Annotated in this window: 18 protein-coding genes; 4 read left to right on the plus strand and 14 right to left on the minus strand. The window is 71.7% G+C overall.

All coding sequences use genetic code 11. From position 1 onward, the window contains the following. From AB0D53_RS28870 to AB0D53_RS28930, 13 genes are all read right to left on the minus strand, one after another. Positions 1-564, minus strand: coding sequence for a phage tail protein I (locus AB0D53_RS28870; RefSeq protein ID WP_329816653.1), 564 nt, complete (start codon positions 562-564; stop codon positions 1-3). After that, positions 561-2,522 (minus strand): putative baseplate assembly protein, encoded by a 1,962-nt coding sequence (locus tag AB0D53_RS28875; protein WP_362451875.1) that lies wholly within the window; start codon positions 2,520-2,522, stop codon positions 561-563. The genes AB0D53_RS28870 and AB0D53_RS28875 overlap by 4 nt, the downstream gene beginning before the upstream one ends. Further along, on the minus strand, positions 2,522-2,947 hold the full coding sequence (locus AB0D53_RS28880; protein ID WP_362451878.1) for a GPW/gp25 family protein: 426 nt from the start codon (positions 2,945-2,947) through the stop codon (positions 2,522-2,524). The genes AB0D53_RS28875 and AB0D53_RS28880 overlap by 1 nt, the downstream gene beginning before the upstream one ends. Then, positions 2,944-3,261, minus strand: coding sequence for a PAAR domain-containing protein (locus tag AB0D53_RS28885; RefSeq protein ID WP_362451881.1), 318 nt, complete (start codon positions 3,259-3,261; stop codon positions 2,944-2,946). The genes AB0D53_RS28880 and AB0D53_RS28885 overlap by 4 nt, the downstream gene beginning before the upstream one ends. A 60-nt stretch (positions 3,262-3,321) precedes the next feature. Next, positions 3,322-5,088, minus strand: coding sequence for a VgrG-related protein (locus AB0D53_RS28890; RefSeq protein WP_362451883.1), 1,767 nt, complete (start codon positions 5,086-5,088; stop codon positions 3,322-3,324). Beyond that, on the minus strand, positions 5,085-5,807 hold the full coding sequence (locus tag AB0D53_RS28895) for a LysM peptidoglycan-binding domain-containing protein (RefSeq protein ID WP_329816658.1): 723 nt from the start codon (positions 5,805-5,807) through the stop codon (positions 5,085-5,087). The genes AB0D53_RS28890 and AB0D53_RS28895 overlap by 4 nt, the downstream gene beginning before the upstream one ends. A gap of 61 nt (positions 5,808-5,868) precedes the next feature. After that, entirely contained in the window at positions 5,869-6,294 is a 426-nt protein-coding gene (locus tag AB0D53_RS28900) for a phage tail protein (RefSeq protein ID WP_072486909.1), read from the minus strand. 62 nt (positions 6,295-6,356) lie between these two features. Further along, positions 6,357-6,761 (minus strand): hypothetical protein, encoded by a 405-nt coding sequence (locus AB0D53_RS28905; protein ID WP_362451887.1) that lies wholly within the window; start codon positions 6,759-6,761, stop codon positions 6,357-6,359. 2,524 nt (positions 6,762-9,285) lie between these two features. Beyond that, entirely contained in the window at positions 9,286-9,444 is a 159-nt protein-coding gene (locus AB0D53_RS28910) for a DUF6760 family protein (protein ID WP_177328192.1), read from the minus strand. Continuing rightward, the gene (locus AB0D53_RS28915; protein WP_329816662.1) at positions 9,441-9,932 is read right to left on the minus strand and encodes a hypothetical protein; all 492 of its coding nucleotides are present in this window, start codon (positions 9,930-9,932) and stop codon (positions 9,441-9,443) included. The genes AB0D53_RS28910 and AB0D53_RS28915 overlap by 4 nt, the downstream gene beginning before the upstream one ends. Further along, a complete protein-coding gene (locus tag AB0D53_RS28920) occupies positions 9,929-10,369 on the minus strand; it encodes a phage tail protein (RefSeq protein ID WP_072486912.1) in 441 nt (146 codons plus the stop codon). The genes AB0D53_RS28915 and AB0D53_RS28920 overlap by 4 nt, the downstream gene beginning before the upstream one ends. Positions 10,370-10,408: 39 nt before the next feature. Then, positions 10,409-11,935 (minus strand): phage tail sheath family protein, encoded by a 1,527-nt coding sequence (locus AB0D53_RS28925; RefSeq protein ID WP_362451891.1) that lies wholly within the window; start codon positions 11,933-11,935, stop codon positions 10,409-10,411. Positions 11,936-12,454: 519 nt separating this feature from the next. Beyond that, positions 12,455-13,747 (minus strand): hydrolytic protein, encoded by a 1,293-nt coding sequence (locus AB0D53_RS28930; protein ID WP_362451916.1) that lies wholly within the window; start codon positions 13,745-13,747, stop codon positions 12,455-12,457. A 237-nt stretch (positions 13,748-13,984) separates the two neighbouring features. On the opposite strand from AB0D53_RS28930, the gene AB0D53_RS28935 reads away from it, so the two are divergent. From AB0D53_RS28935 to AB0D53_RS28950, 4 genes are all read left to right on the plus strand, one after another. Then, a complete protein-coding gene (locus AB0D53_RS28935) occupies positions 13,985-14,713 on the plus strand; it encodes a LuxR C-terminal-related transcriptional regulator (RefSeq protein WP_362451893.1) in 729 nt (242 codons plus the stop codon). 215 nt (positions 14,714-14,928) lie between these two features. Then, positions 14,929-18,066: a hypothetical protein gene (locus tag AB0D53_RS28940; RefSeq protein ID WP_362451895.1), complete on the plus strand. Its 3,138-nt coding sequence runs from the start codon at positions 14,929-14,931 to the stop codon at positions 18,064-18,066. Beyond that, complete coding sequence (locus AB0D53_RS28945; RefSeq protein WP_329816666.1) at positions 18,063-18,767, plus strand: DUF4255 domain-containing protein; 705 nt, start codon at positions 18,063-18,065, stop codon at positions 18,765-18,767. Before AB0D53_RS28940 ends, AB0D53_RS28945 begins: the two co-directional genes overlap by 4 nt. After that, on the plus strand, positions 18,764-20,899 hold the full coding sequence (locus AB0D53_RS28950) for an ATP-binding protein (RefSeq protein ID WP_362451898.1): 2,136 nt from the start codon (positions 18,764-18,766) through the stop codon (positions 20,897-20,899). Before AB0D53_RS28945 ends, AB0D53_RS28950 begins: the two co-directional genes overlap by 4 nt. A gap of 9 nt (positions 20,900-20,908) precedes the next feature. On the opposite strand, the gene AB0D53_RS28955 is transcribed toward AB0D53_RS28950, so the two are convergent. Beyond that, positions 20,909-21,400 carry a carboxymuconolactone decarboxylase family protein gene (locus AB0D53_RS28955; RefSeq protein ID WP_362451918.1) on the minus strand — a complete coding sequence of 164 codons (492 nt, stop codon included), beginning with the start codon at positions 21,398-21,400 and terminating at the stop codon, positions 20,909-20,911. Positions 21,401-21,510: the final 110 nt, after the last annotated feature.

A 21,510-nucleotide genomic window follows, 5' to 3' on the forward strand; every position in this document is an offset into this window, starting at 1 on the left:
TCAGCCTCCTGTCTCGTCTGGCGGGCCCGGCAGGATCTCCACCCGGCATGTGAGGTGTACGGGGCACGAGGCCGCGACGACGTCCAGGACACGGTTCGCGTCCACCGGGCCGCCGTGCAACGCCCAGACGCGGACCAGCAGTTCTCCGGTCGGCGGCGGAGGCAGCTCCGCGCCCGGCCGGGACGACCATGTGGCGCCGCCGCCGTCCTGGACATCGGCGCCCACGCCGAAACAGAGCCGGAGGTGCTCGACCAGGCCGCGACGGGTGCCGCGACGGCGGTGCAGTTCGACGGCGCGCGCGACGACGGCCCGCCGCAGCCCCTCGGGCCACGCCGGATCGATGTCGGCGGCCACCCAGGACGACAGCCAGGGCAGGAAGTCGGCCGGTGCCAGCGACGGGTCGAAGTAGGCCGGGAGGTTGTCCAGGGTGGACAGGACGGGCGCCAGTACGGTGTCGAGGCCCGCGGTGAACCGCTGGGCCAGGTCGTCGTCGGCGTACAGCGCGGGCAGCAGCCCGCCGATCGGGTAGCGGCTGGCGAGTCCCGGAACCGCGGCTCTGGTCATGAGCCGTCACCGGCCACGCTCGCGATGACCTCCACCTGGTGCTGGTGCGAGAAGACCAGGGCGCCCGGGGCGACGTCGATCCGCTGCACCGCCCCGCCGCGCCGGCCGGTGATCGGGTCCGCGGGGAACATCCGTACCTCCTCCACCAGGGACACCCCCGGCACGCCCTGGAGCACGGCGAAGATCTCGCCGTACTGCACCGGCCTGCCGAATGGCCACCCGGTACCGTCCGCCCCGCCCCGCAGCGGGTCGATGTGGCGGAACAGCGCCGCGACCGCGTCCGCCCGGACCCGGTCCGCGTCGCCGCCGGCCGTCACCAGCCTGGCGACCACGGTCACTCCTTGGTACGCGGGCGGTTCCACCACCAGCCGGGTACCGACCAGCCGCCGTTCGTCGAGCCGCTCCGTGACGGCCGCGAGCACCGGGTCCGACGGGATCAGCTGCTCGAACCGGAGCTGTCCGCCCTCGTCGGCGACCGCGTCGGGCACCACCAGGACCCGTACCGCGCCCGCTTCGCCCGCGACGGCGGGCAGGCACCGGACCCTGCGCAGCGAAGGCGCGGCCTCGCGGGCCACGGCCTCGTAGTCCCCGGCGGTGACCGCCCGTTCCTGCACCCGCAGGATGTTGGGCGCCCGGACCTTCGCGTTCTCCACGGTCTCGCCGTCGACCCCGCCCCGGGCCGCCTCGCGGTTGTCCACGCCCGCCACGTACGGCACCGAGCTGCGCAGCACACTGATCGCGCCCCGGGCCACGTTCCCGGCCGCCCCGCCGCCGGTCCGGTAGCGCGGGATCCTCAGCTGAGCGCCCTTCTCGGGCACCGCTCCGTAGGCCCGCATCGTTCCGTCCGGTTCGCGTACCTCCGGCGGGAAGGCGAACTCGCCGGAAACGGCGTCGATCCGCACATGCCGGTCGTGCGGCGAGGAGGCACCGAAGTGCTCCACCGCGGTCCAGTTCTGCCAGCCGTCCGCGGAGGACACCTGGACGACCGGCGGCTCCCCGTCCAGCAGCAGCGGAGCCCTGCTCACGGAGAACCGCTGCCCGGCGACGCCTTCGGAGGTGCCGAGCGGGACGTCGAGGACGGTCTCCGCGTGTTCGACGTCCGCCGTGCCGCCGACGGTGAACACCTCGGCCTCCCGGATCGTCGGTGACTCGGAGTAGAAGGGCTGGCCCGGTTCCGGTGCGGTGACCCGGCAGCGCAGCCATCCCGCCCGGGTCCCCGCGGTCACCGAGGCGGTGTGTCCGGCAGGGACGAACACGATCACCTCGCCGGGCCTGTTGAGCCCGCCGGTGCTGTCGGTGCCGGTCCGGCAGGTGACCCAGCGGGCACCGTCCCACGCCTCCCACACCAGCGGGGGCTGGCGCGGGTCGACGCCGACGCCCTCCACCCGGCTGTCCAGGCGTACCGCGACGATGCAGCGGGGCACGGCGGTGGGCAGCCCGAACAGCATGGCGTCACCGGGCTCCGGGCGGGGCTGGAAGCACGGGATGTCCTTGCCGGCGCCGAGCGGTGCGGTGCGGTCGGTCTGGTCGCCGGACACCGGCGCGGTGACCAGCCGGACCAGTGAACTCGGCACGATCGGCAGCTCTTCGGAGGTGGAGAACACCACCGCTTCCTCGGACTCGCCGCGCGAGGTGGCGACCTCCGTGCCCGCCGGGAGCCGCACGGTCTCCGGCTGCGGCGCGGACAGCCAGAAGTCGACCTCCGCCCGCGCCACCGTCGGCGGGAAGAGGGTGATGCCCAGGAGGTCCAGGAAGGCCGAGTAGTTCTTGTCCGGCACCCGGTTCAGCCGGTACAGCAGCTGGTCGACCATGTACGCGAACGTCTCGATGAGCGTGACCCCGGGGTCCGACACATTGTGGTCGGTCCACTCGGGTGAGCGCTGCTGGACGTACCGCTTGGCCTCGTCGACGAGCTGCTGGAAGCGGCGGTCGTCCAGGTTGGGTGAGGGCAGGGCCATCAGCGCACTCCCGGTTCTTCGGAGCCCTCGGAGGACGGAATGGTGTAGAAGGGGAAGACGAGGTTGCGCAGGTCGTTCGTGGCCCGCACGGTGTAGTGCACGTCGATGTACAAGGTGCCCTCCTCGATGGCGTCGAACGCGATCACCACATCCGTCACCTCGATGCGCGGCTCCCACCGCTCCAGCGAGGTGCGGACCTCGTGGGCGATGCGCCCGGCGGTGGCGCCGTCACCGGGTGCGAAGACGTAGTCATGGATGCCGCAGCCGAACTCCGGGCGCATCGGCCGCTCGCCCGGCGCCGTGCCGAGCACCAGCCCCATCGCCTCCTCGATCTCCCGGTCCCGCTCGACCATGCCGATGCCGCCCGTGGCGCCGACCCGCAGCGGGAAGCCCCAGCCGCGTCCGATGAATCCGCTGCCACTCACATCGGGCCCCCGATCAGTACGTTCAGCGCACCGCTGATGATGGGCGCGCCGCAGCTGGTGTTGTCCCGCATCCGGGCGGCGGGGAGTCCGCCGATCAGGACCTGACCGGTGACCGCGGCGGCCGGACTGGGCATGATCACGTTCCCCGGCCCGAGCGCGGCGTGCGGGGGAACGACGCACACGTGAAGGCTCCCGGTGACGGCCGCCGGCCGGCCACCGATCAGCACAGTGGCGACGGCCACCGCACCCGGGGGCGGGGTGCCGATGAGGCCGCCGTGGGCGGTGCTGTCGCCCGTGCGGGCTGCGGGGGGCATGGTCGGTGTTCTCCTTGCTGGGAAAGGGACTTCAGTGGATGTCGGGCGGTCGGTGGGGCGTCAGTTGATCCTGATGAGCTTGGCCTTGAGCACGCCGAGCAGTCCGCCGTCGATCGTGACCCCGGTCTTGCCGTTGACGGTCACCGAACTGCCCTTGATGTTCACGTCGCCCGTTCCGGCGTCGAGTGTGATCCCTGACGCGGAGAGCGTCACGGAGCTCAGCGCCCGGGTGCCGCCGCGGGCGTACACCGTCAGCGCGATCTCGCTCCGCCGCTCGTCCAGGGTGACCTCGACCCGTTTGTCACCGGTGGCCAGCCGGACACCGGACGGTCCGCGGGGGGCGTCCAGCAGCTCCAGCCGGTTGCCCGAACGGGACACCAGGGAACGGCGGTTGACCTTTCCGCTGGTCGGGTCGACCAGCGGCACGTCGTGCGGAGAGGGCTTGTCGACCCCGTTGTAGAGACCGCCGAGCACATACGGGCTGTCCAGCAGCCCCTGCTCGAACCCGACCAGCACCTCGTCGTTGACCTCGGGACTGAACACCCCGCCACCGCCCTGGCCGCCCCACTGCACCGTACGGACCCAGTCGGTCACATAGGTGTCGTCGAGCCAGGGGAACTTCAGCCTGACCCAGCCCCGTTCGGCCTTGCCCTCACGGATGTCGGTGACCACACCGATCGCGAGACCCGGCATGCGCGGGCCGCGCGAGGGCGCGTTCGCGCCGCTGGTCAGTCCCGCCAGGGAGCGGTCGGGGGCCGCACTCACCAGCACGGTCGTGCGGTAGCCGCCGTTGGGTTCCAGTACGTGGTGCGCGGCGGTCGCCGTGTAGCGCCCGGCGAACGCGGGTCCGACGTTGCCGAGAGCCACCGGCTCGCCCGCCCGCAGTTGGGGATTGCCCTCGGCGACCGCCTCGATCTCGCCGAATCCGGCGCTCACCGAGGCAGCCACCGAACCGGCCACGGCCGTGGCCTCGGCCTGCGTCCGGTACGGGGTGTCGGTGACCGTCATCCGGGCGTTCGGGCCGAATGCCCCGGCCGCCAGCGACGGGCTCATCCCCGGGGACACCGTGTCACTGCGGATGGACTGCTCACGGGCGACCAGCCGCGTCTTGGTGTCGACGTTCCAGCCGCGCACCTCCACGCTGTCCGCCCCGTCCGCTCCGGTCAGCACGGCCCGCAGGGCCAGCAGGTTGCGCCCGTACTCCAGGACCATCGGGTGCCGGGTGGCGGAGGTGGCCGGTGAGGGGGCGGAGGCCGCCGGCTTCGGCTTCACGAACTGCAACAGGCCCTTGTCGTCCACCCGCACCTGCGCGCCGCTCTCGCCCGCGAGGTACTGGAGGAACTCCCAGTCCGAGACATTGGGCTGGGTGAGCTGTTTGTACGTGATGGGCGCGGCCTCGATCTTCCCGCACGCCAGCCCGGCGCCCGCGGCGACCTTGCGGACGATGTCCGCGGTCCTCATGTTGCGGAAGGCCACCACCTTCCGTCCGCGCTGGAGCCGGTGGGCCTTGGAGAAGGCGCGGACCACCGTGAACGAACCGGTGGTGTCGCTGTCCAGCTCGACCGCCGTGACCTCACCGGTGAACAGCCGCTCGCGCACCCGCTCCTGCACGGTGACCACGGATATCTTCAGCGGGGTGCCGATGGTGAGCCCGGTGGCGGTGAGCAGTTTGTGATCGGGGTCGCGGTACGTCAGGACGGCGGTGTCCGGCAGGCCGACGTTCTCGTCCACCACGCAGCTCACCAGCTGGGCGGCCCAGGCCGCCGGCAGCTCACCGGGGGCCTCGACGATGGGGTCGGCGGCGAAGGAGCGGCCGGCGGCGGTCACCGGCTGCCCTCCGGGGCGTGGTCTTCCAGTCCGGGCACGACGAGCTCCGTGCCGGGGATCAACTGCATGGGGTCGTCGACATCGTTGGCCTCGGCGATGGTGCGCCACGCGGTGGCGTCACCGTACTCCCGCCAGGCCAGCAACGGCAGGCTGTCACCGGCGACGACCCGGTGCGTACGACGTGCCTCCCGCGAGCCGGACGTGGGGTTCTGGCCCGCAGGGTCCACGCTCGCCTCCTCGATCGACAGGGCACAGGTGGCGCGCAACGGCTTCCCGTCGACGTCGAACAGGGTGTACGAGACGGACAGGTTGGACATCACGCCGTCGAACGAGGTCGTCTTCGACGTGCCCCAGTCGAAGCGGACCCAGGGGCTGGCGGGCGTCTTGCGGGCCAGGCTGCTGGGGGTGGGTACACATGCCAGCATCAGCTGCTCCACCGCCTTCTCCACCGAGTTGTCATGGGTGGCGGTGGAGTCCAGGAAGACCTCCAGGGACAGCGCCCGGGGCCCGCTGCCCACGAATTCGGGCAGTGCGGACTGCCCGGCCATCCGGGACGGCGTACGACGCCACTCGGTGCTCTTGCTCAGTGACAGCTTCGCGGGGTTGAACTGCAAGGTGATCCGGGCGAGGTTCCCACCCGGTTTGGCGCCGACGGTGGTCGGCGGTTCCATGATGGTCAGCTGGGCGCGAGCACGGCTGGTACGGACAGCGGGTGACATGGCGCTCCTCCTTCCCGGTCTTCTCTGACTACCTGCATCTGGTGTGGACTGTGACTGGTTGTCAGGACGGCTCCAGGCCCTCGTGCGCGATCTCCAGCGTCTCGATCGCCGCCTGGGAGTTGGCGGGGTCGAAGGACGGCCCCTGCCAGCGGACCGGCACGATTCCGTGCACCTGCCAGCTGATGATGCGGCTGAGGTCCGGACGGAGTGCGACGATCTCGCCGTCCTTGGGCTCGACGCGCTGGATCGTCTCGTTCAGCCACCGTGCGATCTTGAGCGTGTCGGCGGTGACGGGGCGGGTCAGTGTGATGTTGGTCCAGGTGATCCGCCCCGGCAGCTGCCAGGTGAAACCGTTGTTGCCGCCCTCGGCGTACTGCTCCATCTCCACCTCGGCGCCCAGACCCGAGCAGGTGTGGAAGGCCCCCAGATCGCTGCCCCCGATGACGAGCTTGAAGAACACGCTCGTCGCGAAGATGTTGTCCGTCATGTGCTTCTCTTCTTCTCTGATGTATCCAAATACCGTGCGGTGTGCTGGCGTTCGGGGCGCGGTCAGCGACGTCCGTCGTACAGCCGCCCGGTACGCTCCCGCCCTCTGCGCATGTCCGCCCGGATGAGCCGGCTCACCGGGTCGAGCAGACGGCGGGCCAGTTCCTCGATGTCCGCGGCGGTGACCCGGTTCGCGGCCGGAGCCTCCTCGGAAGGCGAGTCGGCCGGGCCGGTCCTTCCCGGTTGCCGGGCGGCCTGCACGGGAGCCGCCCGCACCGGAACACCGGTGATTCCGGCGGCGGCCGCCGCGCGCTGAACCGCCTCTGCCGTGGCCCCGGAGGCGCCAGGAATTCCGGCGGCGCCGGAGGCCTTTGCCGCCGGAGCCGGTGCGCGTTGCGGAACCCGCACCGCCAGCCCCGGTGGTCCGGGGAGGGGGGAATCGGCTCCCTCCATCGGTCCGGAGGTCATCGGGGCAGCGGATTCGGGCACCACCGGCAGCGGCATCCGCTGTACGGGCACGACGGTCGCCCCCGGCCGGTGCGGGCCGGGCGGATCCGGGCGCACCACCGGAACCGGCCGAGCGACGGACGGCACGGACGACGCGGACGGGGTGGCGGATTCGGGCCGTGGTGCCGCGGACGGCACAACGGGACGGTGGGCGGGGTGCGACCCCGCGAGCTGCTGCTCCGGCCGACGGGGCTCGGGGCGGGACGGCGATGTCGTCGCACCGCCGCGTACCGCACGTTGTACCAGCCGCACGAGGGGGCCGCCGCCTGCCGGCCCGCGCGTCTTCCGGTCGGCGGCCGGCCCGCCATCGGGTGCGGCTACGGTTCTGGCCCCGGGTGCCGCACCTGCTGCCGGTCCGGTCCCCGGAACGCGAACAGGTTCACCGGCGGACATCCGGCCCGAGGGCGTTCCGCTCCGAGTGGGGCCGGGCAACGGGTTTGCGGGTACGAGGCGTTGGACGGTGCCGCCGGGGGTCGGCCGCTCGGGCACCGCGCCACCGGACGTCGGCCCCGGAGCGGTCGCACGGGGCCGGGGCGGTGCAGCGGGTCCGGCAGGACGGGAACCACCGGGCCCCGAGGACGGCGACGCCGCATCGGCCCCCGGCTGCTGGACATCGCGACGCCAGGTGGGCACCACGACCGGACGCACGTTGCTGCCTGCCGTCGGCCCCGAGAAGCCCTCACCGGAGCCGGTGCTCACCTTCAGGGACCTGCCCGGGAGGAGAGCCCTCGACCGCTGCACGACGGGCGCGGTCGACCCTCCGAGGACACCGGCGGCGGGTCCGGCCGGCTGTCCCTTCGCCCGCTCCGGGGTGATCCTGCGGACACGTACCGGTGCGACAGGAGCGGGAGCGGAGGGGGCGGAGGGGGTGATCGGTGTGCCGGCACGCGAGGCGTCCGCCACACGCTGGACGGCCGCGGGTTGCGGTGCGGACCCATTGGGCGGAGCAGATACCACGGACGAGCGCACCGGCATCTCGGAAGGCGCGTTCGGGGGCGTCGCCATCGGCGTGGCCGGTGCGGCGGGCGCAGGCTGCTGCGACGCACCCTGCTGCGGGGCTGCGACTCCCGGCCGGGGTGTCCGACGGCGGTCGCCGAGCAGCGGAGCGTCGTTCCGGACGCGGGCCGTCGACGGAAGCGCGGGAAGAGGAGTGCCGATCCCGCCACGGGCACGAGCCTGTGTGCCGAGCCGGTCGGGCTGCGACGACTGTGGAGCCCGGGCTTCCGGGGCCCGGGCTTGCGAAGTGCGAGCTTCCGCGGCCCGCGCTTCCGAGGTGCGCGCTTCCGGGGCCCGGGCTTCCGACGGGGACGACGGCTGACGTACCGATGGCTTCGTCGTATCCGATGAGGGCGCGGTCACCGCCGGGGCCGCCGCGTCCGATTCCTGGCGCTGAAGTACCGGCATGTCCGACGGCTGTTGCCCTGCCGGGGCGGACGGGACGACCCCGCCCCGCGCTGCCGGGCCTGCGGGGACGGCCCCGGTGGGCAGTTCCCGCAGGGGCTTGCCCAGAGCGGGGCGCACCGGGGCCGCGGTGGGACCGCCGGCGGTGGGACTGTTGGTGGCGGGACGGTGGGTGGTGCGGTCCGACGGCAGTGCGGGACCCGGCGCGACGGCTGGTGGGGTCTGCTGAGGCACGTCCTGTCGCGCGGCGGTGGCGGTGGCGGACGTGTCCGGCGCGGAGGCCGTGGGCGGAAGGATTCCGGCGATGTTCCGCAGTGCCATCGCCGGACGCCGGGCAACGATCAGCGGCGGGGTGGTCCGCCGAGGACGTACGGCCGCGGGCCTGGCCCGCTGGAGCGAGACCGGTGCCGGTGCGGTGTCCACCGGGTGCTGCGATGCCGACGTGGTGGCCGGGCCCGGAGTCGCGGCCGGTGCCGTGCCCGTCGCCGGGACCGCCCCTGCCGCGGCTTCCGGAGTGGTCGCGCCGTCCCCTCCGGCCCGCCGCCTCGTCTCCCCGCTCCCGGAGGAACGGGGAGACGAGGGGCGGGTGGACGGCGTGCGGGAGGACGACTTGGTGCTCTTCCGCTGGACGGTCGCGGGCGTCGGGCCCGTCGCGGCTTCCGCCTCCTCGTCCGCACCGGTCCGGGCGGCACGCAGCAGCAGCGGTCCACCGGGGGACTCGGAACGCGGGGCGCCGGGGCGTGCGACGCCATGGATGAGACCCACCGGTGCGGACGGCAGTACGGCATGGCCGAGTTCGCCGCCGAACGCGAGGTTCTGCCACGAGGCGAGGCCGTCCCTGAACCGCAGCCCGTCGCTCACCCCGATCGAGGACCGGGCGACGGTCACCGTGGGCGGCGCGACCTGCCGCCAGCCGCCGTCCCAGTCGCCGCCCCGAGCACCGTTCGGCCGGCAGGCCCCGTTGTCGCCCCGCTCGGCTTCCGGCTCCGGGCTTCGCCCGGTGTCGGCCCCGGCCCCGACCGGGGAGGACGTTCCGGGCTGCTGCCGGTCCCCTCGGCGGAACCAGTCTCCGAACCCCACACGATCACCCGCCTTCGTTGACGCGGGTGTTGATCCGCGCTATCTCCCGCACCCACTCCTGACGCTCGCCGTGGGTGAGGTCGAGGATGTCCTCTCGCTGCCAGTGGAAGTGGTAGGCGACGTACGCGATCTCCTCCCGCAGACGGGAGGGCGCGTACGTCACGATTCCCCCAGGCGCCCACCCGACAGATCCACCTCGAACGACCCGTGGCACAGCGGGCAGGTCACCGCGGCGTGCGTGTGGCCCTCGCTGTTGATCCGGCGGTAGAAGTCCTGGAGGAACGCCACGTCCGTGGCGTACATCCGCTCGACGACTCCGGCGTGCACATCGGTGATGGTGCCGAGCTGGGTGATCACCTGGCTCAGCAGCACCACGGACAGATACGCCGGGTTCTCCTTCACCCGCAGGTCGATCTGCGGGCGCAACTCGTCCCGCGCCGTCGCGAGCCGCATCGAGCCGCGCCGGTGGACCTGGCCCTCGTCGTCGACATAGCCGCGCGGCAGCTCGAACTCGAACTCCGAACGCATCCCCTGCTGTTCACGGGCCGGAGGCTGCGCGGGAGCAGCCTCCTCCCGTGCGGCGGGCGGGGCGGACGCCAGGCTGTCGAGGACTTCGTCGAGCCCGCCCGACGTAACGGTCCTGCGCCTCATTCGACCACGATCTCCTCGAAGGTGATGGTCACCGACTCCGTGGCGGCGCTGGATTCGCCGGCCTTCAGCGAGGGGCCCTCCCACTTGCTGGCCCAGCCCTGCATCAGCTGGATACGCCGGACCGTCTCACCCTTCGAGTCCTTGATCTCGATGGTCAGGTTCTGGCGCGCGGTGTCGACCGCACCGTTGTTGAGCGTCTCCTTGATCCATTTGGTGAACTCGCTGCTCTTGTCGAGTCCTCGGGTGATCGTCACCTCACCCGCCTGACGCGCACCGGGCTGCTTGCGGATGATCTGCTTGCCCTCGGCGGTCACCTGACGGACCTCGACGACTTCCTCCTCGACGGTCAGGCCGCTGATCTCTTGGATCGACTCGACGAGATAGCCGCCGAGCTGCACGCCGAAGACGTGGGTGGAAAGAGCGTCGCCCTCTGCCATGACTCTGTGTCACCTGTTCCGTTTGCGGACCCTGTCGGGTCACTCGTTGACAAGGCTGGTGCTGTCGGAGAACTGCGCGAGGCGGAAGATCACGAACTCCGCGGGCTTCACCGGAGCGACGCCGATCTCGCACACGACCTGACCGAGGTCGATCGACTCCTGCGGGTTGTTGTCACGGTCGCACTTGACGTAGAACGCCTCCTCGGCCGTGCGGCCGAACAGGGCGCCCCGGCGCCACTCCTCGGTGAGGAAGGCGGTGACATTGCGCCGGATGCTCGACCACAGACGGTCGTCGTTCGGCTCGAACACCACCCACTGGGTGCCCAGGAGGATCGACTCCTCCAGGTAGTTGAAGAGCCGGCGCACATTGAGGTAGCGCCAGGCCGGGTCGGACGAGAGGGTGCGCGCGCCCCAGATCCGGATACCGCGCCCAGGGAAGGCGCGAACGCAGTTGACACCGATCGGGTTGAGCAGGTCCTGCTCGCCCTTGCTGAGGCGGATCTCCAGGTCCAGCGCGCCGCGGATGACCTCGTTGGCGGGGGCCTTGTGCACACCGCGCTCGCCGTCGCTGCGCGCCCAGACACCGGCGACGTGACCGCTCGGGGGCACCAGGGCGTTCTGGCCGGTCGCCGGGTCGAAGACCTTGAGCCAGGGGTAGTACACCGTCGCGTAGCGCGAGTCGTATCCCGCGTCGTCGTTGCGCCAGGTGCGGACGCGCTGGGCGTTCATGCCCGGCGGGGTGTCCAGGACGGCGACCCGGTCGCCCATCTGCTCGCAGTGGGAGATCACCGCCAGCTGGACCGCCTTGACGCCCTCCGCGTCGATGTCCCCGCGCTGGTAGGCGCTCATCAGGTCCGGAACGGCGACCATGGTGATCTCGTCGATCGCTTCGAGTCCCGCGAACCCCGTACGGGCGGCGGCGTCGCCGACGTACTCGGCAGGGTCGACGCGCGCGACGCCGGTTCCGGGGGTGGCGGCGGGCGCGAGGGAGAGGCTCTGGTTCTCGGGGCGGGTCTGGGTCGCCCCCGGCTGCTCGGTGACCTCGATGAGCTTGGACTGACGTGCCTGGGTGACGAGATAGCCCTTGACGTTCTTGCGGCTGGAGACGTCGTAGGTCTCCACCACCTTGCCGGCCTGCCGCACCAGCAGCCGGAACCGGTCCTCCGGAGGGTTCTCGCCCTCGGTGTCGGTGACCTCGACGGAGAGGTCCGCGCTCGCGCCGGGCCGCGCGGACACCTGGAACCCTCCGAGGGCGGCGGGCGCGGCCGACCCGGACACGGACTGCTGCGCCGAGTCCTGTGCGGGGCCGCCGATGCGCACGATGTAGGCCGCGCCACCACCGTTGGCGAAGTAGCCGTAGACCGCGGGGGTCAGGTACGTGTCGGCGGTGAACGTGCCGAAGGTCTGGACGTACTGGTCCCAGTTCGTCACCAGCGTCGGCTGGTGGAAGGGGCCGGACTCCGCGAAACCGACGAAGGCTGCGACCGCGGTGCCGACTCCCTCGATGGGCCTGGCTCCGGACTGCACCTCCTCCACGTATACACCGGGGGTGAGGTACGACGGCATACTCGCTCCTTCGCGTGGTCATTCGTTCGCCGACGAGTCTTCCTCGGCGGCCGTGGCGGACAGTAGGTCTCAAAGTCCTGGACACGGGGCAACGGTGCTGCCTTCCCAGGCACCCGAGGGACAGAAATGCTTCCCCTTGCGGACCGGTCGCGGCGGTCGCCGCATTTCCCGGTCCGGTCATGTGACAGCGATGTGTACTGCGGATTTCCGGAACATGTCCGCCGGCAGGGAGGCAGGCGGAAATCAGCCAGAATTCGCGGGCGGCGACTATCCGCTCAGGACCGGTTGATCGAAACCAGCCCTTGCCCACTCCACGTGCCCTTCCGGAGCCCTCCGAGCGGAACGTGGCCGGAAACTCCTCACCCACCGCATACATGACGGAACCCGGACGGGCCGGATGGCCTCTCATGTGCACGGGAGAAGGAAACTGCCAACGCCCGGCAAGCCGGGTTTCCCTCGGTCGGGATTTCTGCTGTTCTCATCCTCCGTGGGGGAAGCAGGAGGCCGGAAGCCTTGTTCCTACGGTGCGAGATCGCTCAGCACACCGCTGACATTGAGCACCTGATGGCACTCGGAAGCCTGGGTTCCGGTCGCCGGTGTGCCGGGTTTGGCACAGGTGACGGACGCGGTGACCGTGTCGTTCTCCTGGATCTGGATGGGGGTGACCCAGTGATAGTCCTGGTTGCGAAAGGTCTCCAGCGCGATGGTGGTGATCTTCCGTTCCCCGAAGGAGATCGTCAGTACTCCTTCGTCGCCCTGGAAGTTCGCCACCACAATGTCCGTGATTCCGAATACCTTCCCCTTCGGAACCCGGTACGTCCCGTTCTTCTTGGCCCCGGATCCGGTCTGCACATCGATCGTTGCCGAGCTCTGCTGGGTGCCGCCCGTTCCCCCGCCCGTTCCCGAACCGGAACCGCCCGAACCGGAGCCCCCGGAACCGTTCGGCTTTCCCTGCCCCTTGTCGTCGCCCTGCCCACCGGACGGGTCTCCCGAACTGCCCCCTGCCGCCGCACCCTTCTGCCCGCCAGGGGGTGTCTTCTCCTGCGCGGCCTCGTGCGCAGCCTGCTTCGCGGTACTCCGCACGGCGGGCCGGACCAGCGCGAACCACGCGAGCAGCAGGGCGAGCAGTGCGGCCAGCACGATCAGCAACCACCGCGGGAAAACGGGAAGTTGTGCAAACTCACCCGGCAGCGTCTCGGCCCTGCCGGGCTGCTCGCGGTCGGCTTCGCCTTCGGTACTTTCGGCGGCCTCGACCTCGAACGGCCAGGTGACCGGCTTGCCGAACCAGATCAGCTTCCGGGTCCGTACCCGCAGCCCCATCTCGGCGGACTCACCCGGTTCCAGGCGCCGTTGGCCCGGGGTGAAGGCCAGTCGCAGCTCTTCCCCGGCCTGTTTGCCGGAGAGGGCGATGTCGACCGCGGTGTTTCCCCGGTTCTGCACCGAGGTGCGGAACCGGGCGCCCAGCCAGCCGGAGCGGCGGCGCGGGTCGAGCTCCGCCCGGAGCTCGTGAAAGGGCCCGACGACCACCGTGGCCTCGGGGACCGCGACCGACTCGGGGTGCTCCGTGGGCAGGACGCGGACGCCCAGGGGTATCTCGCCGGCCCGCACCTCATGCGACCGGGGCGGGGCGAGCCGTACGGTCACCGCTTCGGAGGTGCCCGGGTAGAGGGACACCCGTGCCGGCTCGACGGTGCTCCAGGCGGCGCAGTCACCGACCACTTCGAACGTGTACGCCTCGACGATGTCGCCATCGTTGCGCACGGTCAGGGTCGTCGTCGCCTCGGCACCGGGCGACACCGTCACCGTGGGCATTTCGAGTTCGGCAGATGTGGTCACCCTGCGACGTTAAGCCGCACCGGCGGTCGCGCAGCAGAGACGCGAGGGCAACGATCGGGCACGAGTGGTGCCCCGAGGGCACAACGGCGCGATGTCCCGTCGACCCCTCCGCGGGCCCGCTCGCCGTGCCGGAGGGCGGCGCGGTCGAGTGCGGAGACAGGCGTATCGGACGGAAACGACGGAAGTATCTGAGGAAGACAGGCACGCAGAAGAATGACGACGACAGCAGAGATGAAGACGACGGCCGTTGAGCGCGGCCATTACCGAAGGCCCACCGCGGCGGAGCGATCCGCCGAGGGCCGGGCCAAGGAGGCTCCCCGGGGCAGGGTCTCCGTCGCCGTGTACGCGGAGGACCTGATCCTGCGGACCGGTGTGGAGCACCAGATCCGTCCGCGGCCCGAGATAGAGCTGATAGCCGACGCCGAAGCGGACCGGGCCCAAGTCTCCTTAGTAGTAGTCGACATGGTGGACGAGCGCACCGTCCAGCTCCTCCAGCGTCTCCAGCGCAACACCACGACCCGCACCGGACTCGTCGTCGGATTCTTCGAATCGGGCGCGCTCCAGACGATGATCGAGTGCGGAGTCGCCGCCGTCCTCAGGCGCGGGGAGGCGAACCAGGACAGTCTTGTGCACCTGGTGACGGCCATGGCCAACGGCGAGGGAGTGCTGCCGGGCGACCTGCTCGGCAAGCTTCTCGACCATGTCAGCAGCCTCCAGCGCACGGTCCTCGACCCCCGGGGGCTCTCGCTCTCCACCCTCACGACGCGGGAGGCGGAGATGATCAGGCTGGTGTCGGAGGGCTACGGCACCGCGGAGATCGCGCAGAAGACCTCGTACTCCGAACGCACCGTCAAGAACGTTCTGCACGAGGTGGTGACGCGGCTCGAACTGCGCAATCGGGCGCACGCCGTCGGTTACACCATGCGGCACGGGCTCATCTGAGTACTGGCCCCGGGCTCCCGTGCGGACGGCGTGAGGACGTCGCCGCACGGGGGCGGGCCGGTGCTCCTGGCCCGAGCGGCCGGGCGAGGGGCCGGGGAGGCGCCGCAAAGGGCAACAGTCGCTTCCCCCTCTCCGGGTACTCCGGACCTGTCCTCGGCCCCGCCCGCGCACGATGCTTGTCTTGGAGAGCCATCGAAAAGACTGTGAGGTGGGCCGTGACCGGCACTGCTGGCCCTGCGAGGCATACCCGGCTGGGCCGACTGACGGGCGCCGTCGTGCTGTTGGCGCCGCTGCTGGTGGCGGGTTCCGCGACCGCGCCCCAAAGTGCGCCGCGCATCGCCGCGGCGGCGGACGAGAGCCCCGCGGATGCCGGGCGCATCACCTATGCCGGTACCGAGCACCGCAGCCTCGGCCGGGTCACCGACCCGTCCACCAGCGAGCCGCTGTTCGGCCCCGGACCGGCCCACTACGACCAGGACCCCTTCGCACGCGGTGGGTCACTGGTCTTCACCAGCCTGCGCGACAGCCTGCGTCCGCAGGTGTACGTGCGTGACGCGGACGGTGCGGTGCGCAGGCTCACCACCGACCGGGACGCCGCGCATCCCGAACTCTCCCCGGACGGAAGAACCGTGGTGTTCGACTCCGCGGAGCGCGGATCAGACGGTGTGGTCCAGCGTGAACTGTGGATCGTCGGGATCGACGGATCCGGTCTGCGGCGGCTGACGGACACCCCCAACAACGAGACCTCCCCGACCTTCTCCCCCGACGGCTCACGGATCGCCTACTCCTGTGACTCCGGTCCCGGGCGGACCGGTCTGATCTACGAACGGGCCGTGGCGGGCGGCGCGGCGAGGGTGATCAGTGACGGCCCGCCCGGCGACGCGACCGAGCCGGAGTGGAACCCGGTGGACGACGACACCCACCGGGCTCGTATCGCGTACACCCTCACCACGGACGAGACGACGGGTCCCCGGCTCCGGGTGACCGAGGGAATCGGGGCCGACCGGCCGCTGCTGGCCGGTGTCCAGGCCGACTGGCGCTCCCGGTCGGCCGCCTGGCTGCCGGACGGGAACGGCCTGCTCTTCCTCAGCCCCGACACCACCTGCGGGTGCAAGGACTACGACCACGTCTACCGGACGACCGCCTTCGACGGGAACGAGCCGGGCCTCACGCTCGGCGAGGACCGTGCGGTCGAGTCGCCCACCTGGCTCGGGCCCGCGGGCTCCGGGACCCCCGTCGTGGCACGGCGGACCCCACGCGAGGCGAACGACGTGACGCTCCAGGACGTCCGGCAGGACGGTTCGGACCCGCGGGACCTCGGGCTCTCCATCCTGAAGGAGGACCCGGAGGCCGATACCAACACCGACCCCGCCAAGGACCCGCTGTTCAACCCGGCGGACGCCTACGATCCCTGGACCGAGCGGCAGAACTACACACCGGACGGCAGGCGCATCGTCCTGACCCGCTTCGAGGGGCCGGAGAAGGAGCGCGTCGAACGGATCTGGCTGGCCGATGCCGACGGCACCCACGAAGCGGCGATGCCGCTCGCCGGGCGCGGTCCCCGGGACTGGGACACCGACCCCACGTTCTCGCCCGACGGCACCAAGCTTGCGTTCACCAGGACCTCTCCCGGCCGGGTCGACGGCCGGCCGGGGCCGAGCAGCATTCTCATCGCGGATGTCGCCACGGGGGCGATCGAAGGCCGGATCGTGCCGCCGGCAGGGCAGTCGACCGGAGGCGACGCCCAGCCGGCCTGGTCGTCGGACGGCACCACGCTCGCCTTCACCCGCAACCACGTGATCCGCGGCCTCGGCGGCATCAAGCACGTGTGGACCGTTCCGGTGGCGGCGCTCGACCAGCAACACGACCTCAGCGCGACCATCTGCCCCGGCGAATGCAAGAAGATCGACGACAGTCCCGCGTTCTCCCCCGACGGCAGCTCGCTCGCCTTCAACCGGAAGGACGGCGGCGGCCAGGTCAACGAGCGCGCCGGTGTCGTCGTGACCTCGCTGACCGGCGGCGGGTGCCGGGTCGTGCTTCCGTCCGTCCAGCGGAACAACCCCGACGCCTGCCACCAGGACATCCCCGACACCTCACGGACCGGTCCCTTCCAGCCCCGCGACGTGGCCTGGTCGCCGGACGCGGGGCGTCTGGTGCTGAGTTCACGCCGGGCGCTCGCGCCGAACTCCCCGGAGCAGCTGTCCGTGCTCGACCTCGCCTCCGGCACGCTGACGCCGTTCGGCGAGAGGATCGGCGGGCGGCAGAAGGAGCCCGCGTTCCAGCAGTCGGTCGACCTGTCCCTGACCGCGCCGCCCACCGGCCCCTCGGTCGAGACCGGTTCCTCCGTCCCGGTGACGGTCACCGTCACCAACCGGGGTCCCGCGCCCTCGCCCGGCACCGTGCTCACCGTCGACGCCCCGCCCGGCGTACGCCTGGAGGAGCTCACCACCCCGGCCGGGACCTGCGGCACCGAATCTCCGCAGTGCGACCTGGGCGTGCTCCCGCCGGGGACGAGTGTGGAGGTCACCGCCCGGCTCACCGGGGTGACACCGGGGGACCAGCGGATCGGCTGGTCGGTCGCCGGAGCGGTGGTCGACCCGAACCCCACGGACAACGCCACCGGCACCACCGTCCCGGTCCGGGAGACGCCCGGGAAGCCGACGCCCACCCCGACGCCCCGGCCTCCGGCACCCCAGCCGCCGAAGCCCGAGGCCGGGCCCGCGGTCTCCGTACGGGCCCAGCCCAGTCCGGGCTACGTCGGCGGCCGGGTGGTGGTGACGTACACCGTGCGCAACGGCCGGAACGCGCTCGCCACCGGACTGCGGCTGAAGCTCGGACTGCCCTCGCGGATCCCGGCGGGTCCGCTTCCGGCGGGCTGCGCCGCCGGGGTGTGCACACTGCCCGACCTGGCACCGAACGCCTCCACGGTCGTCCGCGTCGTGCTCGAGCCGGACCGGGCGCTGACGACGAGCATCACCGGAACACTGACCACGACCGGCACGGACGCCGACCCCCGTGACAATGTGTCCAGGAAGCCGCTGCGCATCCTCCAGCCCCGGATCATCGCGGTGCCCGCCGTCGGCAAGCCCGGGTTCGTCACCTCCGTGCGGGGCAAGGACTTCCCGCCCGGGGCACCCGTGAAGCTGTCCTGGAAGCCGGGGATCACGGCGGCCGCACCGCCCGCCTTCCCGCGCCGGGACCGTACGTTCATCGCGCAGCTGCTGATCCTGGCGAAGGACCAGACGGGCCCGCGCACGATCACCGCCAGGGGGCCGGGGTTCAGTCCGGTCACCACGCCCTTCCTGGTGGTCAGCGGAACCATCGTCCCGCCGGACGAGGTGGGGCGCCGATGATCCACGAAGTGGACGAGGGGCTGCGGCTGTTGCTGGTCGACGCCGGCCTCCAGGAGAGCGGCGTCGACCTGGTCTTCGACGCGCCGACGAAGGACTGGTCCGCCCGGCGCAACGCGCCCACGATCAGCGTCTTCCTCCACCGCATCCGTGAGGACGCGACCCGGCGCCGCACCGGTGCGGCCGAGGAGCACGACGAGGAGGGAATGGTCATAGGATGGCGGACCCCTCCGCGCTGGTACGAGCTGACCTATCTGGTGACGGCCTGGACCAATCGCCCGCAGGACGAACACCGTCTGCTCTCCGAGGTGTTGCGCTGTCTCGTACGGTCGGACGTGCTGCCCGCCCGGATGCACACGGGCAGTCTCGCCGAGCTCGGGCTGGCGGTGGAGCTGGAGGCGGCGGGGCCGGGCATCGACGGGCCGTCCGCCTCGGACGTGTGGTCCGCGCTCGGCGGTGAGCTCAAGGCCGCGATCGATCTGCGGGTATGGGCACCGCTGGCCGGTGAACGGACGGCGGCCGGCCCGCCGGTCACCGAAGGCCTGGTGGTGAGGTCCGCGCCCGCACGGGACGGCGACGAGACCGGACCGGGGCGCCGGCTGCGCTACGACGGGGCGTCCGACCCCGGCGGTCAGGGCTTCGCCGCGGAACGGGAACGGCAGTTGCCGCCCGGCCGGCGCAGGCGTGGAGGCGCCGCCCGATGACCACGACACAGGACACCCGTGCCGCCCGCGAACCGGCAGACGCCCCGACGGCGGCGATCGAGGAACTCTGGGAGCGGCTGGTCCACGTCGAGCAGCGGGTGCGGACCGCCGTGGCGCTCCGGCGGGCGGCCGATCCGCAGCCGGACGATCCGTACCGGGGGCAGTACCTCACCCCGGAGGCGGCGGCGCGGATCGTGGAGTCCCGCGACGCGTTCGCGCCCGTCCCCGCGTACGGCTCCGAGCCTTCGCCGCAGTCGCCGCCCGGGAGCCGGATCCGGCGGCTCGCCGAGAACTTCGGCCTGGTCCCGCTGGACATCGATCTCCTGCTGGTCGCGACGGCTCCGGACATCGACAACCGGTTCGAGCGGCTCTACGGCTATCTCAACGACGACCTCACCCGGCGCAGGCCCACGATCGGCCTGGCCCTGGACCTCTGCGGACTGCCCGCCGCGGGCTCCGGCCGCTTCCGGTTCTCGCCGTCCGCGCCGCTGGTCGCGGGCGGGCTGCTGGAGGTCCTGGAGGCCGAGCGCCCGCTGCTGTCGCGGGTGCTGCGGGTGCCGGACCGGATCACCGCGTATCTGCTGGGCGACGACGGGATCGACGGAAGGCTGCGCGGTCTCGTCCGGGCGGTCACGTCCGGGGAGGGGCCGGACAGCGCTCCGGAGGTCCTGCGGGTCGCGGCGGCGCTGGGCACGGGCAGCGGGCTGGTGCATCTGCTCGACCGGGGCGGTGATCCCGGGAAACTGGCGGTGGAGGCGCTTCTCGCCGCGGGCCGCCGTCCGCTGGTGGTCGACATCGCGGCCCTGACGGCTCTTCCCGAACCGGCGGAAGCCGTACGGACTCTGGCGGCCGAGGCCCGGCTGAGCGGCGGCGGGGTGGTCCTCGGGCCGCTGGAGTCGCTCACCCCCGAGCGGCCCGAGCGGGCCCGGCTGCTCGGCGACGTCTGCGCCGCGGTCTGCGGTACTCCCCTGGTCGTGTACGGGAAGAAGAACTGGGATCCGCTATGGACGGCGGAGAGTCCGGTTCCGGTCCATGTCCTGTCCCCCGGTCCGGGGGGCGTGGCGCGGCAGTGGCGGCGGGCACTCGCCGAGGCCGGCGCTTCGGTCGGGCTGCCCGCCGAGAGCGCGTCGGCCGGCGAGGGGCTCGTCGAGGCCACCGCCTCCTACCGGCTCGACTCCGAGCAGGTGCGCAAGGCGGCCGTCGTCGCCACCCGGCTGGCCGTCCTGGAGGACCGTCCGGTGGACGCGCACGACCTGCGTACGGCGGTCCGGGCACAGAACGGGGCGGGGCTCGAACGGCTCGCACGCCGCATCGAGCCGGCGGTCGGCTGGGACGACCTCGTGCTGCCCCCCGCGACCCGTCACGAGCTGTCCGAGCTCGCCCTGCGCGCACGCCACCGCGAGCAGGTGCTCGGGCAGTGGCGGATGCGGCCGGGTGGCGGCCGGGGACGCGGGATCATCGCGTTGTTCGCCGGCGAGTCCGGGACCGGCAAGACCATGTCCGCCGAGGTGGTGGCGTCGGAGCTGGGCATGGAGCTCTATGTCGTGGATCTGTCCACGGTGGTGGACAAGTACATCGGCGAGACCGAGAAGAACCTCGAAAGAATCTTCGCGGAGGCGTCCGACGTCAACGGCATCCTGCTGTTCGACGAGGCGGACGCCATCTTCGGGAAGCGCTCGCAGGTCAAGGACGCGCACGACCGGCACGCCAACGTGGAGTCGGCGTATCTGCTGCAGCGGATGGAGTCCTTCGACGGGATCGCGGTGCTCACCACCAATCTGCGGGGCAATCTCGACGAGGCCTTCACCCGGCGCCTCGATGTGATCGCCGAGTTCCCCATGCCGGACACCGTCCAGCGCCTGGCCCTGTGGGACCGCTGTCTCGGGACGGCGGTCCCCCGCGAGGCCGGACTCGACCTGGAGTTCTGCGCGGGCCGCTTCGAGCTGGCGGGAGGGTCGATCCGTGCCTGCGCGGTGACCGCCGCCTATCTGGCAGCGGAATCGGGGAAGCCGCTGGGGATGGAGCAGATCGTCTCGGCCGTGCTCCAGGAGTACCGCAAACTGGGCCGGCTGGTCCGGGAGAACGAGTTCGGTCCCTGGCTGGAGCGGGCGCGGGGCGGCGGCGCGGGGTAGCGCCGGAGGTCAGCCTCCCGAGGCGGACGTTCCCGGTGCCCTGCGCACGGGGTGCTTGCTCAGGATCGAGACCCGGTTGAAGGCGTTGATCGTGATCGCCACCCATATCACCGCGGAGATCTCGTCGTCGCCGAACACCTCGCGGGCCATGCCGTAGGCGGCCTCCTGCGCCATGGCGTCGGCGGGTTCGGTGGTCGCCTCCGCCAGCGCGAGCGCCGCGCGTTCCCGCGGGGTGAACACCTCCGTGTCCCGCCAGGCCGCCAGCACGCCGAGGCGCTGCGTGGACTCGCCGGCGCGAAGCGCCGCCCTGGTGTGCACATCGAGGCAGTAGGCACAGCCGTTGAGCTGGGAGACGCGGAGATTGACCAGCTCCACCAGCACACGGTCCAGGCCGGCGTCGGCGGCGGTCGCACGGACCGCCTCGGAAGTCTGGACCAGAGCGTGGTACGCCTTGGGGGACTGTTTGTCGACGAAGATCCGCCGGCTGTCCGGTGTACTCATCGCGTCGCTCACTCCGGTCTCCTTCCGACCGCGCCGGTCCGCCCGACGTCGCCGTGCGTTTCGGGCGGTGGTGCCCTAAGATCCAACCATGATAGTTGAATATCCAACAA

It is taken from the genome of Streptomyces sp. NPDC048295 (genome assembly GCF_040652135.1).
Taxonomy (GTDB): domain Bacteria; phylum Actinomycetota; class Actinomycetes; order Streptomycetales; family Streptomycetaceae; genus Streptomyces.